Here is a 17078-nt window from a genome sequence, read left to right on the forward strand (position 1 = left end):
ACTATCATTAATGCTTGTTACAACATCAGTTTGTTCAGGTCAAAACTTAGTTAACCTAACAAATCGTCCTATACACAAATTTTCACTATTTTAATTTGAATCTGTAGTAAAGAGAAGGGCAATACCAAGTGATTGTGAAAAAAATAGTAAATTATACAATTGATTAAATATAACAAATAATATAACTTTACAAATACAGAAACATTCTAGTGAATTATACTTTACCATGTAAAAAAAATCAACATCTGGTAAGTCTCTGGTTCGGATATACTTACAAGAGAGGAAATGAGTGATAAAGGCAGAAGTATATGCTCATTTCCATATATCCACGTATATTTGAAGTAGCAAGCCTGCTTTAAACTGACTAACACAACACCCACAACAATACATCTATACATGAGCAAATTAACTATTCAGAGCCTGGCCGAGCTTACCCAATACGAAGGCAAAGAAATGGGCGTATCGGAATGGCACACTATTACACAAGAGCAGATAACCAAATTTGCTGAAGCCACCCTGGATTACCAATGGATACATTTGGATGCCGAACGTGCTAAGACAGAATCACCTTTTGGCAGTACTATTGCACATGGTTACCTTACGGTATCGCTTCTACCCTACCTCTGGAACCAGATAGCCTCTATCGAGAACCTGAAAATGCAGGTAAACTATGAGATTGAAAGCCTTCGGTTTAACCAGGCCGTGACCGTAAACAGCGATGTACGTCTGCTAGCCAAACTGCTTACCGTAAAAGATCTGCGCGGTATTGCTAAGGCACGGCTTGAAGTAACACTCGAGATTAAAGACAGCAAGAAACCAGCATTTACCGGCATCATTACGTTCCTGTATCACTTTAATAATTAGTGATTTTTACCTGCACTTAAGGCAGCAGCTTAGCAGTGCATTCCGATTCCGGTAGCAAACTGTTAGAAACAAAGGCAAGTATACCTACACTATGGATAGTAAAGACCTTGAGGATTGGGATGAAGCGCGTTACCTGGAACTGAACTCCTATTTCCGGGTGCGGATACAGATACTTTTAGATGCAGACCCGCATATAAAGCAACTGATGGAAGAGCAGCAAAGCCTGCAGCTGAGCGACCTTATTAACCAGTTATCAGTAGAGGACCAACAGTTATGGCATGAGTTTCTGCAACTCGATAGCATAAAGTTGCATATTGATATGCGTAATCACCTGGAAGGCAAGGGTACGCCGTATAATCCGCGCGATGGTTTTGCAAGTTCAGACGATGAAGATGAAGACCGTCCGCATGTGTGGTAAATTCTAAACTGTAGTTGCTGATTACTTAACAAAACGATAAAACCACACACACTTTTTTAACCGAAATAAGTATAGTTAGGTATTATGCTGAATTTTTCGGTAGCTTTAACCAAACGTAACGATACGAATCATGGCAAAATCGCAAGACGCAAAAAAAGAAGTAAAGAAAAAGCCTGCTAAAACCACCAAGGAGAAAAAAGCAGAAAAACTGGATAAGAAGAAAAACAAGTCTTCTATGTAATTTATAGTTCAGGTATTTACCTGGAATACGCTAAATACAAAAGCCACTCATTTCGGGTGGCTTTTGTATTTAGTGCAGCTCTGATTACAAATGCTTTTAGCTGAATACTGCCAGTACGTATTTACCCCGAACAAATGTATTACTGACTTGTTATAAAATTAACTATACACTAAGCTAATTCTGCATAGCTTAAATCACTGACCATAAACATTATAAAACGAAGAAAGCCTTATCATAACTATCGAAAATAAACTATAAATTACAGGTGATTTTACCGGCCTATTTCTATTCCGAACTATAGAAGGAGAACTATCCCAATACATATTCCAGTAGCTTAGTAGCTGACCTTTTATAGTTGCCGGAAAAACATAACCTGAAATATAGGACAGATACAACTTTTTTGTTCGTAGCCGTTAATAGGGTTAACTATAACTGGAATTCTGCTACATTGTAAATATTAGATATTTAAAGCAATCCAGATTTCATTTTATTACATTTTTGCATAATTTCGCCTTTATCAAAAGAGACACAACTACGGACATAAACAAATAAAACCAATGTCAGATTTCGCTGAAATTATTTTAGAAGGTAAATCCTACAAAATGCCAATTGTAGTAGGTACCGAAGATGAAAAAGCAATCGATATCAATAACCTGCGTTCCGAGAGCGGCTACATTACACTCGACTCAGGCTATAAAAATACAGGCGCTACTGAAAGTGCTATAACATTTCTGGATGGCGAAGAAGGCATTCTGCGTTACAGAGGTTACCCGATCGAGCAGCTTGCTGAGCAATCGAGCTTCATCGAAGTTGCTTACCTGCTGATCTATGGCAAACTTCCGACTGTGGAAGAACTTGAAGTTTTCACGAACGAGATCAAAATTCACACGCTGGTAAATGAGGATATGCGCAAAATATTAGATGGTTTCCCATCTACAGCGCACCCAATGGGTATCCTGTCTGCTTTGATCAGTTCTTTAACTGCTTTCTACCCTGAGTCGCTTAACCCGAACCAGAGCAAGGAAGAAGCTAACCTGACGATCATTCGTTTGATGGCTAAACTGCCAACTATAGCAGCATGGTCTTATAAGAACTCTATCGGTCATCCGGTAAATTATCCAAAAAACAAGCTGGACTATTGCTCGAACTTCCTGCACATGATGTTCGCATACCCAACTGAGGATTACCAGATTGACCCTGTAGTTGTAAAAGCACTTAACAAACTGCTTATCCTGCACGCAGACCACGAGCAGAACTGCTCTACCTCTACTGTGCGTCTAGTTGGTTCTGCCAACGCGAGCTTATACTCCTCTGTTTCTGCAGGTATCTCAGCGCTTTGGGGCCCGCTGCATGGTGGTGCAAACCAGGCTGTGATCGAGATGCTGGAGCAGATAAAAGCTGACGGTGGCGACTCTAAGAAATTCATAGCGAAAGCAAAAGATAAAGACGATCCTTTCAGACTGATGGGCTTTGGTCACAGAGTTTACAAAAACTTCGACCCTCGAGCTACCATCATTAAAAAGGCTGCTGACGAAGTGTTAACTGCACTGGGTGTTAAAGACCCTATCCTGGACATCGCGAAGGAACTGGAAGAAGCTGCACTTACAGATCAGTATTTCGTAGATCGTAAACTTTACCCTAACGTAGACTTTTACTCAGGTATCATCTACCGCGCACTTGGCATCCCGACAGATATGTTCACAGTAATGTTTGCATTAGGTCGTCTGCCAGGTTGGATCGCACAGTGGAAAGAAATGCGTGAGCAGAAAGAGCCAATCGGTCGTCCGCGTCAGGTTTACGTTGGCGAAAAAGAGCGTAACTATATTCCAATGAACGAGAGATAGAATTATCTTTTGAGATAAAGAAAAAGGCTGGTCACGAGATCAGCCTTTTTTGTTTGCCCCACTATAGATTAAACAGGAATAGAGGGATTTTAAAAGTGGGATTCTTTTAATTTATAGTTACTGATTCCCCTACCCCTCACGAGAGGAATTTCAGCTATAAGTTGTAGTTAAGGTTATCGTTTTATAAGTTTATAAAGCTGCCGCGAGCATCCTCGCTCTTGACTTGCTATGGTGTTGAGTCTCCTGACTCAACTGGCCCGACAGGGACAGACATTGTCTGAATCAGGATTTACAGGATTAAAGAATTGTCAGGATTGGGGTTATTGGTATAGTTGGAGGTATAGTTTTATAGTTGGCGTGGTCCAACCACCCCTTTATCCCCTCCTTGTCTAAGGCGGGGAGCTTTTTTTGCCTTAGACAAGAAGGGGCTGTAGTTTTATAGCTGTGGTTTTAACCCACCCCAGCCCCTCCCGAGAGGGGAATTCCTGCCTTTGCTATAGTTTAAGGTGTAGTTTTATAGTTACGGTTAGCCATCCCCCTGCCCCTTCAAAGGGGGACTTTTTGTAACTGCTCTAATTTCAGTTATAGTTCTATAGTTACTTACCACGAGCAGGACAGGTTTACCTGTTCTTACGAAATTACCAACACGATAAAGCTAGTTGCAATAAGGCCTAAATTAACTATAGCTTGAGCTATCGAGCTTGATCACAGTCTTTGGGTTGAGCGCCTTGTAGATTTGCGGTGCTGAAAGCATTGCGAGGAACGAGCAAAGCAAATGTACACCGCGCGATGCCCGAAGACGGGGCCTCCCGGCCGTGAGGGCACCAAAGTAAACTATAGAAAGATAGGCAAGTAGAGCTCCCAGGAGTAGAGGAGATTTGAAAGAAAAGGCTTGGTTCGGATTAGAGAGATCTCAACTAAGCTGAAATAGATTTCTCCTAACGTAGAAATGACAAAATAGAGGAACTATAGGACAGCCTAACACTTAGGATATCCAAAGAGAAACTTAAGAAGTTATTTTTAAAACTGTACTTAACATAATCCTCTCACTACAAAACCTGCATTTCAATCCTTCTGTTGAGCTGGCGATTCTCTTCAGAAGTATTGGGCTTAACTGGCTTAGTTTCTCCATAGCCTTTGTGGCGAATGCGGGAACCACTAATACCGTGTGAAGTCAGATAATCAACTACAGCTTTGGCGCGCTTTTCAGAAAGGATCAGGTTAGCTGCATCAGAACCCACATCATCGGTATGGCCAGTTATCTCTATCTTAATTTCCTTGTTCTGGCGCATGAAGTTGATGAGCTTGTTTAGCTCTGTTTGTGATCTTTTCTCCAGATCATATTTGGCAGATGGGAAGAAAAGGTTAGTGAGGACGGCTACAGATCCAGCTTTTATCGGCTTAAGATACACATCTAAAGCGACCGGAGTCAGGTTTTTTCGGGAGGTATAATCGAAGTTGAGACTGTTCATCATAAACTGTGGCGCACTTACAAACAAAGCGTATTGCTTGCCTTCTGTCAGTACAACCGTATACTCTCCACTCAGTTTGTCGGACTGGACCTGCTGTACCAGCGAATCTAGTTCTATATCGTATAGTTGCACGGTTGCTCCCAGAGGTTTCTTCGTATCAGCATGATAGACTCGACCTTGCGCGTAAGTGCTTTTAGATTTTGACTGCCACACTTCCGGCACATCCAGCGAGTAAAGCTGTACCGTTGAAGCTCCGGATTCAGTGTTCATGCTACGTGCATAAAATCCCAGCTTGTTATCCGGAGTAATGTAAAGTGAGCTTTCGTCGGCATGGGTGTTTAAAGGGTAGCCCAGATTTTTCGGAGTTTCCCACTTATGCTTTGCGGCCATGTCGGTCATAAACACATCCAGCCCGCCTAAGCCTTTATGGCCATCGCTAACAAAATACAACGTTGATCCGCTAACATGAATAAATGGTGCCAGGTCACGACCTTTTGAGTTCACCGGTTCGCCCATATTACTAGGCTTTTGCCACGAGCCATCTTCGTTCAAGCTTGTTACCCAGATATCCTCTTTGCCTACGCCTCCACCTCGCATAGAACTGAAGTATAACGTACGGCCATCGGCAGAAAGACTTGGCTGCGAATCCCAGGCTTTTGAGTTTACCGTAGTACCCATATTTTTAGGCTTGCTCCACTCATTGCCCGTCCGGACAGAAATATACAGATCGCAATCCCCAAAACTATCAGGCCGGCTGCAGGAAGTAAATACAAGTGTTTTACCATCGCCGGAAATAGTGGCGGCTCCTTCGTTGGCGGCGGTATTTATAGTTTCAGAAATAGAGACTGGCGCAAGCCAGTTCCCATCCTTCAGCTCGCTGATATAAATGTTTTCGTCGTGATCAGGTTGGCTTCCCATGCGGGCAGTAAAAATAAGGTAACGCTGGTCAGCAGTTGTAGATGGAAAGTACTGTAGCGGGTACCGGTTTATAGTGGATGGTAGTTGCACCGTATTGAACTTAACCGGCGACTTCATTGCTTCCAAGGCATAATCTACAGTCTCTACCTGGTTCTGTACATAAGCAATGTAACGCGAGTTTTTGGTATTGGCTTTTAGATAAGCGTCATAGTTGGTTTTGGCAGCTTCGTAATCGCCCCTGTCAAAATGAAGCTCTGCCAGATCGAGATAGTAGTTTGCGAACGATGGGGTGTAAGGCATAAGCTTAAGGCCTTGCTGCAGCTGTTCGAAAGCAGCAGTTTTATTACCCATCATCTTATTCAGGTTTGCCGCCTTCAGGTAAGCTTCTGCAAAATTGGGGTCTTTCTCCACTGCTTCGCCCAACAGTTCCAGCGCCTTCGTAAAATCCCGCGAACGGGCATAGGTATCCGCTTTCAGGTACAGGCTTTCAGCTTTTTTGTTGGTTGTATTCAGCGTTTGTTTCTGAGCAAAACCGGTGATAGTCAGGAAAAAGCTCAGGAGAAAAACAAGCAGTTGCTTCGGCATAAGAATTTAAGGAATATCCATGTACTTGTGCGTTTGTAACGACACACGCCACTTCGGATTTGATTTCACGTATTCTACTATAAAGGGCATCAATTGGTTTGCCTTACTCCACTCCGGCTGCAGGTATAGTTTTGTATGCTCCCCAACTCTGGCAGCATGTTCCTCGGCCCACTTAAAATCACTTTTATTAAAGATAATTACTTTAAGCTCATCCGCAAATGGATACACCGAAGCATCGGGCGCTTTAAATTTCTTCGGCGATAAACACACCCAGTCCCAGTTGCCACTCAATGGGTAAGCACCAGAAGTTTCGATCATTGTACGGATGCCATTTTCCTGAAGCTTCGAGGTAAGTGGAATCAGGTTATAAAGCAGCGGTTCGCCACCGGTTACCACCACCGTTTTACCCGGAAAAGGACTGGCCATTTCCACGATCTCTTCTATAGTTGTAAGCGGGTGCAGTTCGGCATCCCAACTCTCTTTTACGTCGCACCAATGGCAGCCCACATCGCAGCCACCCAACCTGATAAAGTAAGCAGCGGTACCGGTGTTGCCACCTTCGCCCTGTATCGTATAGAAAGCCTCCATCAACGGCAAGCGGCTGCCATCTTTGGGCACCTGATGAATAGAAGCTGTTTTAATTATTTTTATAGACTCCAAAATACTGTTCCTCGCGCACTGGTTGTAAGTCAGTGCTTTTACCTGCTATCTTCTTTTCTGTCTGACTTATTAAAAAGTCTGCAGAACTTGCAAAGGTAGCTAAAATTGCAACAAGGTTTATAATGTGTCTGTTCCGTTAAACCCAGCGAATAAAATTATAGTTGGGTTAGTGGTTTATAGTTCTATAGTTACAATCTATAGTTTGCCTTCCAAAGACATAGTTCGTCTAAACTATAGATCATAAAAAAGCTCCTGCTGATAAATACAACAGGAGCTTTTATAGTTTAAATTATCAGTAATTATGCATAAATCTCGCGCTTGGCGGCACGGAGCGTGTTTTTAAGAAGCATGGCTATAGTTAACGGACCAACACCTCCCGGTACAGGTGTGATGTAACTGCATTTCGGAGCCACATTCTCGAAATCAACATCGCCGCGCAACCTGTAACCAGATTTACGACTGTCATCCGGGACGCGGGTTGTGCCTACATCTATCACCACAGCACCTTCTTTTACCATGTCAGCCGTTAATAATCCTGGTATACCCACTGCAGAAATAATGATATCAGCCTGACGTGTATGGTAAGCCAGATCAACAGTATTGCGGTGACAAAGCGTAACGGTAGAGTTACCCGGGTAAGCTGCTTTAGCCATGAGGATACTCATAGGTGAACCTACTATATTGCTGCGCCCGATAACCACACAATGCTTACCACTTGTTTCTATGTTATAGCGCTCCAAGAGTTGCAGAATTCCAAAAGGCGTAGCCGGTAAAAAGCTGGTAAGTCCGGCAACCATCCGCCCTACATTCGCCGGATGAAAACCATCCACGTCTTTTCTTGGGTCAACGGCTTCCAGTACTTTCTGGGTATTAATGTGTCTTGGCAACGGTAACTGAACTATAAATCCATCTATTTCATCATTGGCATTCAGTTCCTGTATCTTAACCAATAATTCTTCTTCAGTAACATCGTCTTCGTACCGAATAAGCGTAGAGCCGAAGCCAACTTTCTCGCAGGCCAGCACTTTGTTGGTTACATAGGTTACAGAGCCTCCATCGTTACCAACCAGTACAGCCGCAAGATGGGGTATTTTACCGCCGTGTGCTTTAATTTCAGCTACTTCAGCAGCTATCTCTTGTTGTATTGCTTCGGATGTTCTTTTGCCGTCGAGCAGAATCATAGTTTGTATAGTTAATGTATTAATTACAAGTCAATGTAAGAGTCATGTACAAGATCTTCATCGTCTATCTGTAACAACTCTTTATAGTAGCTGCATTGTTGTTTCAGTGTTTTTGTCCCTACTGAACCGTCCAGGTCAATGGCTTCAATTTCAAAAAATTGTCCGTGCCCCTCTACCTGATCAATATGGAACTTCACGTTATCTATAAAGTAGAACTTGCGCAGTTTTCTGAGTTCTGAGATAACTTCCAGACCGCCGCAAACTGCTTCTATAGTTGCACTTCCCGGGTTCTTCAGGTACATCATCACTTCGGTTTGCTTTGCTTCTCCTGCCCAAATCCTGTTATAGTGAATCAGTACATTTTCAATGGTTCCCTGCCTTAACTTCAACTTACCATAGTCAACTCCATAAAAAGTATCTTTCTGCGCATCAAGGCCTTTATACTCGGCATTATGTTGCAACAGTATACTTTCAACTTCTGCAGGATGATGGCAATGGGCTTTTATAGTTATATCGGCGTACAAGATTCAGTTTTCTAACTTGACAAAAGATTTTGTGACAAAGGACAATAGAAAGTTGTTTGCATGGTAAGTCATTTCTCTTTTGTCAAACAGTCTAATGTCAAAAGATTATAAGCGACAAGCCCCGGCGCGCAGGCAGCACGTCGGGGCTTGTTATGTTTAGTCGAGTTTAAGCACAGCTAAGAAGGCCTCTTGCGGAATTTCCACGTTGCCTACCTGGCGCATGCGTTTCTTACCTTTCTTCTGTTTCTCAAGTAGCTTTCGCTTTCTCGAGATGTCACCACCATAACACTTGGCCAGTACGTTTTTACGCAACGCCTTTACAGTTTCACGGGCGATGATCTTCTGCCCGATAGCTGCTTGAATCGCGATCTCGAACATCTGGCGCGGCAGTAATTCACGTAATTTCTCACATAAACGCTTGCCCCAGTCATACGCTTTGTCGCGGTGAACTATAGCAGACAAAGCATCCACAGGCTCAGCGTTCAGCATCACATCCAGCTTCACCATGTTCGACTGGCGGAAACCGATCAGTTCATAGTCAAGGGAGGCATAACCGCGCGATATGGTTTTCAGCTTGTCAAAGAAGTCAAATACGATCTCGGCAAGCGGCATTTCAAATGTCAGTTCTACACGGTCGCTGGTCAGGTACGTCTGGTTCTTTAAGATACCACGCTTATCCATACACAGCGTAATGATCGGGCCCACAAACTCAGACTTTGAAATGATCTGCGCTTTTATGAACGGCTCTTCTACGTGATCGATATAGTTTGGCTCCGGCATTTCAGAAGGCGCACTTACTTTCAGCAATGCACCTTTTGTAGTATGCACATGGAACTGCACCGATGGCACCGTCGTGATAACGGTCATGTCGAATTCACGCTCCAGGCGTTCCTGCACAATTTCCATGTGCAGCATACCCAGAAACCCGCAACGGAAACCAAAACCAAGTGCCGCAGAAGTTTCAGGCTCCCAAACCAGAGAAGCATCATTCAATTGCAGCTTCTCCATAGAAGCGCGCAGTTCTTCATACTCACTGGTCTCTACCGGATAAATACCGGCAAAAACCATCGGCTTCACATCCTCAAATCCCTGAATGCCTGCAGCCGGACGATCCACGTGCGTGATCGTATCACCAACTTTTACCTCTTTCGCATTTTTAATACCAGAGATCAGGTAGCCCACATTACCGGCACCCATTACCTGTCGCGCTTCCTGGTTCAGTTTCAGCACGCCAATTTCGTCGGCTTCGTAGGTTTTTCCTGTGTTTATAAACTTTACCTTCTCTCCTTTTTTTAGCGTACCGTTAAAAATACGGAAATACACTTCTATACCTCTGTAAGAGTTAAATACAGAGTCAAAGATCAAAGCCTGTAACGGTGCTTCCGGGTCACCTTTCGGTGCCGGAATACGATCACAGATAGCATTCAGAATGTCTTCTATACCAATACCTGTTTTACCGGAAGCATGCAGGATATCTTCTCTTTCGCAACCAATCAGTTCTATGATCTGGTCTGATACCTCTTCAGGCATGGCGTGTGGCAGGTCAATTTTATTTAGAACCGGGATTATTTCCAGGTCGTTGCCTATTGCCAGGTATAGGTTTGAGATAGTCTGTGCTTCAATACCCTGCGATGAGTCCACTATCAGAAGTGCGCCTTCGCAGGCGGCAATAGAGCGGGATACCTCATACGAAAAGTCGACGTGACCAGGTGTATCGATCAGGTTCAGTACATACTCTTCGCCTTTGTAATTATAGTTCATCTGGATGGCGTGGCTCTTGATAGTAATGCCGCGCTCGCGCTCCAGGTCCATGTTATCGAGCAGTTGGTTTTGCATCTCACGCTCCGCTACTGTAGAGGTAAATTCTAACAGGCGATCGGCCAGTGTACTCTTACCATGGTCGATGTGGGCAATGATGCAGAAATTGCGAATGTTCTTCATAAATATCTATACGAAGAACAAAGTTAAGAAGAAAGTGCGTTTGTTGCTGCTTCTGCGGTAAAATGATTTCAGGGTAATGCTATAGTTTTAAAATTAAAGCACAATTTAACACAGGTTGCAGGACACCAAGTACTTTTGCAAATACAATTAAATCTGTATATTTAAGCATTTATATGATCCTATTTCACGCACCAATGTCTGAAACACAAACTACCCCTCCTACCCCTGAAAGGATAGCTGAACTTGAGCAGCAATTGCTTGAGCTACAGCAAAAATGCGATTTCCTGGAAAAAGTCATACACGAAGTACCAGCTAATATATACATCTCCGATCTGGAAAAAGGCCTCACCTGGTGCAATAAAACCAACGAGGAAAGTTTAGGCTATACCTTAGAGGAGATACGGGAAATGGGTGGTCTTGAATACATGTATAAAATAGTGCACCCCGAGGACCATAACATTCCGGACGATAGCATCACGCACTACCAGAACTTTGAGGGAGCAGAATATGGCGGTGTGTTCAGGGCGAAGCATAAAGATGAAAAGGAATACAAGTGGTTTATAGGCTGGGCCAAAGCGTTCAGCAAGAAAGGTCCAGATGAGGTAAAGGAACTGCTATGTGTGGATGTGGATATGAGCCCGCGCATGAATACCGACACCCAGTTAGTGCAGGCGCTCCGCGATAACCTGAAGCAAAAAAACAAGCTCCTTATAAAATGCCTCCGCAAACGGGAAATTGAAGTACTCGACCTGGTATGTAAAGGATTTAACTCGAAAGAGATTGCTGATAAATTATTTATCAGCCCTAATACGGTCAGCACGCACCGCAAACATATTCAGCAAAAATTAGGAACTGCCAACGTAGCCGACCTGGTATCGTTAGGTAAAGAAGCTGGTCTAGGTTAAACCCCTTCACTAGCATGGCGCTTTAAACTGAGAAATTGGCTTAACACTTTCTGCACTTCTATCAAGAAAACTGGTTGAAGAGAGGTTAAGCCTATACTTTCAAAACTGAGATCCTTTCAGGATATAAAAAGGATAATGTACCTGCCCTGCCTTCACTAGTATGTTCACTATAATCGATAGTAAACTATAAGTAATTACTGAAAACGTTTCCACCTCGCATTCTCTAACCCGGATTGAGAATTAACTGTACTTGATGGAGCTACATCTCGTACTATAGCCTAATTGTGCTCATCCTTTAATCTTATTAATCTTAATCCTATCTTCGCATCATATTTGAATAAAACGTATTACTAAAGTATGTCATTTACTACAGTAGAACCATATAAGCCTGTCAATCATATTCGTATCGTGACAGCAGCTTCTTTATTCGACGGTCACGACGCTGCTATTAACATCATGCGTCGTATTATCCAGGCGTCGGGCGCGGAAGTGATACATTTAGGTCACAACCGTTCGGTGCAGGAGATCGTGGATTGTGCTATTCAGGAAGATGCCCAGGCCATTGCGATCACGTCTTACCAGGGCGGTCACATCGAGTATTTCAAGTACATGTACGACCTGCTGAATGAGCGTGGCTGTGGCCATATACGTTTGTTCGGTGGTGGCGGAGGCGTTATCCTTCCTTCTGAGATCGAAGAACTACATGAATACGGTATTGCCCGTATTTATTCTCCGGATGATGGTCGTGCCATGGGTTTGCAGGGTATGATCAACGATATGCTGCAGAAATGCGACTTCCCGACAGGCCAGAACCTGAACGGTGAAGCAAAGCATCTGAAAGATAAAGATCCTAAATCGATTGCCCGCCTGATATCAGCTGCTGAGAACTTCCCGGAAGAAGCAAGAGCTATACTGGACAAAGTAAAAGAACAAGCCAAAGAAGTTAAAACGCCTGTGCTGGGTATTACAGGTACTGGTGGTGCTGGTAAATCGTCTCTAGTAGATGAACTGGTTCGCCGCTTCCTGCTGGACTTCCCTAACAAGAAAATAGCTATCATCTCCGTAGACCCATCGAAACGCAAAACTGGTGGCGCTTTATTAGGTGACAGGATCCGTATGAACTCCATCTCCAACGACAGAGTTTACATGCGCTCGCTGGCAACCCGCCAAAGCAACCTCGCACTGAGCAAATATGTGCAGGATGCTGTAGACATCGTAAAAGCCGCTGACTTTGATTTGATCATCCTGGAGACTTCTGGTATTGGTCAGTCTGACACCGAGATCATCGAGCACTCTGACATGAGTTTGTATGTGATGACGCCGGAGTATGGTGCCGCTACGCAGCTCGAGAAGATCGACATGCTGGATTTTGCTGATGTAATTGCTCTGAACAAATTCGATAAACGTGGCGCACTGGATGCAATACGTGATGTGAAGAAGCAGTACAAGCGCAACCACCAACTATGGGATGTGAATGACGATGCTATTCCGGTTTTCGGAACTATAGCTTCGCAGTTCAACGATCCGGGCATGAACCGCCTATACCGCGCGGTGATGGCTAAGATCCAGGAGAAGACCGGTGTGGAGTTCAACTCTAACCTTCATACCTCGCAGGAAATGTCGGAGAAAGTTTACATCATCCCTCCTGCCCGCACTCGTTACCTTTCTGAAATTTCGGAGACTATCCGCAACTATGATAAGTGGAGCAAAGACCAGGCAGAAGTAGCGCAGAAACTATACGGCATCAAAAAGTCTATCGAAGCAGTTCAAACTATAGAAATTGCTGATAAAGACAGGTTGGTAAAACAACTGGAAGATGCTTATGCGGAAGTATCGCTTAGCCTTGACGGACAGAACAAGAAAATCCTGGAAAACTGGAAAGACAAAGTTCAGGCCTACAAGAATGAGTTCTATGTTTTCAAGGTTCGCGATAAAGAGCTTAAGATAAAAACACATACTGAGTCACTTTCTCATTTACAGATACCTAAAGTTGCTACTCCTCGCTACGAAGCATGGGGTGATTTACTGAAGTGGAACCTTCAGGAGAATGTACCAGGTGAATTCCCTTATACAGCGGGTGTGTTCCCGTTCAAGCGTGAAGGCGAAGACCCTACCCGTATGTTTGCCGGGGAAGGTGGTCCGGAGCGAACGAACCGTCGCTTCCACTACGTAAGTTTAGGCATGCCAGCGAAGCGCCTTTCTACGGCCTTTGACTCGGTAACACTTTACGGTGAAGACCCTGATTTCAGACCGGATATCTATGGGAAGATCGGTAACTCCGGCGTTAGCATTTGCTGCCTCGATGATGCCAAGAAACTATACTCCGGCTTTAACCTGGCCGATCCGATGACCTCGGTTTCGATGACTATCAATGGTCCGGCTGCTATCCTGACCGGCTTCTTCATGAATGCCGCCATTGACCAGCAGTGCGAACTATACATCAAAGAAAACGGACTGGAAGATGAGATCAACCAAAAGATCGAAACTATCTACAAAGAGAAAGGTGTAGAGCGTCCTCGCTACCAGGGCGAATTGCCAAAAGGTAACGATGGCTTAGGCTTGATGCTGTTAGGCGTAACAGGCGACCAGGTATTGCCTGCTGAAGTGTATGAGCCGATCAAGACGCGCACCTTAGCAGCTGTTCGTGGTACCGTACAGGCCGATATCCTGAAAGAAGACCAGGCACAGAACACCTGTATCTTCTCCACAGAGTTCTCGCTTCGTTTAATGGGTGATGTGCAGCAGTACTTCATCGACAAGAACGTACGGAACTTCTACTCGGTGTCTATCTCCGGTTACCACATTGCGGAAGCAGGCGCCAACCCTATTTCGCAGCTGGCCTTTACGCTGGCAAACGGCTTTACCTTTGTAGAATATTATGTGAGTCGCGGCATGGACATCAACAAGTTTGCGCCGAACCTTAGCTTCTTCTTCTCCAACGGTATCGATCCGGAGTATGCGGTAATTGGTCGTGTGGCCCGCCGTATCTGGGCAAAATCGATGAAGCATAAGTATAACGCGGATGCCCGTTCGCAGATGTTGAAATACCACATCCAGACGTCTGGCCGTTCGCTGCACGCTCAGGAGATTGACTTCAACGATATCCGTACGACGCTGCAGGCACTATACGCGATCTACGACAACTGTAACTCACTACACACCAACGCATACGATGAGGCGATTACGACGCCAACAGAAGCATCTGTTCGTCGTGCCATGGCGATTCAGTTGATCATCAACCGTGAACTTGGTCTGGCTAAAAATGAAAATCCGCTGCAAGGCTCGTTTATCATCGAAGAACTAACTGATCTGGTAGAAGAAGCAGTATTGCTAGAGTTTGACCGTATAACAGAGCGTGGCGGTGTGTTGGGTGCAATGGAAACCATGTACCAGCGCGGTAAAATTCAGGAAGAGAGTTTATACTATGAGACCCTAAAGCATACCGGCGAGTATCCGATCATTGGCGTAAATACGTTCCTATCCTCTACGGGCTCTCCTACGGTGTTGCCAACAGAAGTTATCCGTGCTACGGAAGAAGAGAAACAGTACCAGATCGCCATGTTGCAGTCGCTGCAAAAGGGCAACGAGGATACGTCTTCTGCAATGCTGAAACGCATACAAGAGGTAGCCATTAACAACGGCAACATCTTCGAAGAGATGATGGAAACGGTAAAGTTCTGCTCTCTCGGCCAGATCACGAATGCCCTGTTTGAAGTAGGTGGTCAGTACCGAAGAAATATGTAAGCTAATAGTTTAAACTATAAGGCAAAAGGTAAAGGAGTCGGTGAAAGCTGGCTCCTTTTTTGTTTTAAATACGACGCAATAAATACATAACATTAACATAAGAATATAATAATACAAAGAAGTAACCCTGCTGCGTTTAACGCGTTATAGCAACTATATAACCCTTTACCATCCCAATCACATGACACGAATTTCAACTATATCTTCGTTGTTGCTTATTGGCACAACATTCGGCTTTCTGATGAAAAGCTGGCTGACTCCACATGATCTGCATATTGACCTTTCTGAAGAGAATGTACATATGTACTTATAATTTGAATACGTTTTAAAAAGTGAGAGCGGACCTTATAGTTCGCTTTTGCCATTTATAAGAGATTAGGTTAAAACCGCTATAACCGGTACTTTTACACTTTCTTTCATATAGCAACAAAACATGACATTACAAGAAAAAATCAGCTACATCATTGGCCGCGACATGGCAGGCAACCTTAAAAAACAAGGAATAGACGTTAACCCGGATGCATTTATCAAGGGCATGAAAGAAGCCATTGAAGGTAAGCCATCTGCTTTGTCGCAGGCTGAAGTGCAGGAAGCCATGATGCAGCTACAGCAGGAAATGGGTGCAAAACAAGGCGCGGCAGGTGAAGAAAACCAGAAAGCCGGCGAAGCATTCTTAGCTGAAAATAAAAACAAGGAAGGTGTTAAAACGCTGCCTAGCGGCCTGCAATACGAAGTTCTGAATGAAGGCACTGGTAAATCTCCTTCTGCTTCCGACAAGGTAACAACACACTACCATGGCACACTAATAGATGGAACTGTATTTGATTCATCTTACGAGCGCGGCCAGCCTGCTACTTTCCCGGTTAACGGTGTAATTGCCGGCTGGACAGAAGCCCTACAGTTAATGAAAGAAGGTGCTAAATGGAGATTATACATTCCATCTGCACTAGCATATGGCTCACAAGGCGCCGGCGATGTAATCGGACCAAACGCTGCACTTATTTTTGATGTAGAGCTTATATCGGTTAACTAAGCGTATACAAACTATAAACACAAAGGCCAGTCTATAAGTAGCCTGGCCTTTGTGTTTAGTAAACTATAGTTCTCAGCTTATATCAGCTACCTGAACTTCAGCGAGCCAGCGCAGGCATTCTTCGTAATACAGGAAATGATTCATGATAAGGAGATTGTCGTTATCGATAAAATCATCCCCATCAATATTATGGATGAGACTTTCGTAAAGCGGAACCGGTAGAATTACCGCAATAAACACATCCTGTTTCAGCATCCGCAATATCTGCGGGAAAATATTCTTGAATACCCAGTGCTGATCTTCTTTATTAAGTAGCTCCCTGTTTTTAAGGTCCAGTATCCATTTAGATGGCTTGTGCACTCTCACCATACGAAGGATGTGCGAGTACCCTTCCCTGAACTCTTTTGAACCTACCTCCCCGAACCACTTGACATGTAATATTTCGGTAGAAGTACTGTAAATCACCTGCAGGTTTTCTGTTAGATATTCATCGCTGGGGTCAGAGAAACCCGAAGCAATCTCTTTACTGTAAGCCTGAATCATAGTTTGGTTTAACATACTTTGGCTAAGTGTTTTAACTGACTGGTTAGGTATTTTTTTAGCGGGTATTACAATCGTAGTAAGGCAATAATAGGGTATTTATAGTTACAAAACAAGATAATATTAACTTATACTTATAAATATCATAGTTAATACACAATTTAATCCCATCCTGTAAGCACAACTTCTCCTTCATGATCTTATCAAA

The 17078-nt window shown here is 43.8% G+C and carries 13 protein-coding genes; 7 read left to right on the forward strand and 6 right to left on the reverse strand.

Translation table 11 applies throughout. The features are described from left to right. Positions 1–396 precede the first annotated feature (396 nt). The 3 genes from KYK27_RS07345 to KYK27_RS07355 all read left to right on the forward strand — a co-directional run bounded on the left by KYK27_RS07345 (position 397) and on the right by KYK27_RS07355 (position 3367). Positions 397–864: a MaoC family dehydratase gene (locus KYK27_RS07345; RefSeq protein ID WP_199109395.1), complete on the forward strand. Its 468-nt coding sequence runs from the start codon at positions 397–399 to the stop codon at positions 862–864. A 91-nt stretch (positions 865–955) separates the two neighbouring features. After that, positions 956–1282: a hypothetical protein gene (locus KYK27_RS07350; protein ID WP_199109396.1), complete on the forward strand. Its 327-nt coding sequence runs from the start codon at positions 956–958 to the stop codon at positions 1280–1282. A gap of 798 nt (positions 1283–2080) precedes the next feature. Continuing rightward, entirely contained in the window at positions 2081–3367 is a 1287-nt protein-coding gene (locus tag KYK27_RS07355; RefSeq protein ID WP_199109397.1) for a citrate synthase, read from the forward strand. A gap of 1049 nt (positions 3368–4416) precedes the next feature. Here KYK27_RS07355 and KYK27_RS07360 read toward each other — a convergent pair. From KYK27_RS07360 to lepA, 5 genes are all read right to left on the reverse strand, one after another. Further along, positions 4417–6342, reverse strand: a complete 1926-nt coding sequence (locus KYK27_RS07360) for an OmpA family protein (RefSeq protein WP_199109398.1) — start codon at positions 6340–6342, stop codon at positions 4417–4419. A gap of 6 nt (positions 6343–6348) precedes the next feature. Continuing rightward, entirely contained in the window at positions 6349–6930 is a 582-nt protein-coding gene (locus tag KYK27_RS07365; RefSeq protein ID WP_370583647.1) for a 7-carboxy-7-deazaguanine synthase QueE, read from the reverse strand. A 371-nt stretch (positions 6931–7301) separates the two neighbouring features. After that, positions 7302–8183, reverse strand: a complete 882-nt coding sequence (locus KYK27_RS07370; RefSeq protein ID WP_199109400.1) for a bifunctional 5,10-methylenetetrahydrofolate dehydrogenase/5,10-methenyltetrahydrofolate cyclohydrolase — start codon at positions 8181–8183, stop codon at positions 7302–7304. 23 nt (positions 8184–8206) lie between these two features. Next, positions 8207–8707 carry a CYTH domain-containing protein gene (locus KYK27_RS07375; RefSeq protein ID WP_199109401.1) on the reverse strand — a complete coding sequence of 167 codons (501 nt, stop codon included), beginning with the start codon at positions 8705–8707 and terminating at the stop codon, positions 8207–8209. A gap of 156 nt (positions 8708–8863) precedes the next feature. Continuing rightward, on the reverse strand, positions 8864–10648 hold the full coding sequence (gene lepA / locus KYK27_RS07380) for a translation elongation factor 4 (protein WP_199109402.1): 1785 nt from the start codon (positions 10646–10648) through the stop codon (positions 8864–8866). Positions 10649–10821: 173 nt separating this feature from the next. Between lepA and KYK27_RS07385 the strand changes: the two genes are divergently transcribed. The 4 genes from KYK27_RS07385 to KYK27_RS07395 all read left to right on the forward strand — a co-directional run bounded on the left by KYK27_RS07385 (position 10822) and on the right by KYK27_RS07395 (position 16330). Beyond that, positions 10822–11553 (forward strand): LuxR C-terminal-related transcriptional regulator, encoded by a 732-nt coding sequence (locus tag KYK27_RS07385; RefSeq protein WP_233150331.1) that lies wholly within the window; start codon positions 10822–10824, stop codon positions 11551–11553. A gap of 357 nt (positions 11554–11910) precedes the next feature. Continuing rightward, positions 11911–15297: a methylmalonyl-CoA mutase family protein gene (locus tag KYK27_RS07390; RefSeq protein WP_199109403.1), complete on the forward strand. Its 3387-nt coding sequence runs from the start codon at positions 11911–11913 to the stop codon at positions 15295–15297. Positions 15298–15478: 181 nt separating this feature from the next. After that, the gene (locus tag KYK27_RS18405; protein ID WP_255532018.1) at positions 15479–15610 is read left to right on the forward strand and encodes a hypothetical protein; all 132 of its coding nucleotides are present in this window, start codon (positions 15479–15481) and stop codon (positions 15608–15610) included. A 120-nt stretch (positions 15611–15730) separates the two neighbouring features. Further along, positions 15731–16330, forward strand: coding sequence for an FKBP-type peptidyl-prolyl cis-trans isomerase (locus tag KYK27_RS07395; RefSeq protein WP_199109404.1), 600 nt, complete (start codon positions 15731–15733; stop codon positions 16328–16330). Between the two features lie 72 nt (positions 16331–16402). On the opposite strand, the gene KYK27_RS07400 is transcribed toward KYK27_RS07395, so the two are convergent. Beyond that, complete coding sequence (locus KYK27_RS07400) at positions 16403–16873, reverse strand: hypothetical protein (RefSeq protein ID WP_199109405.1); 471 nt, start codon at positions 16871–16873, stop codon at positions 16403–16405. Between the last annotated feature and the right edge of the window lie 205 nt (positions 16874–17078).

This window comes from Pontibacter populi (genome assembly GCF_019336435.1).
GTDB classification, from domain to species: domain Bacteria; phylum Bacteroidota; class Bacteroidia; order Cytophagales; family Hymenobacteraceae; genus Pontibacter; species Pontibacter humidus.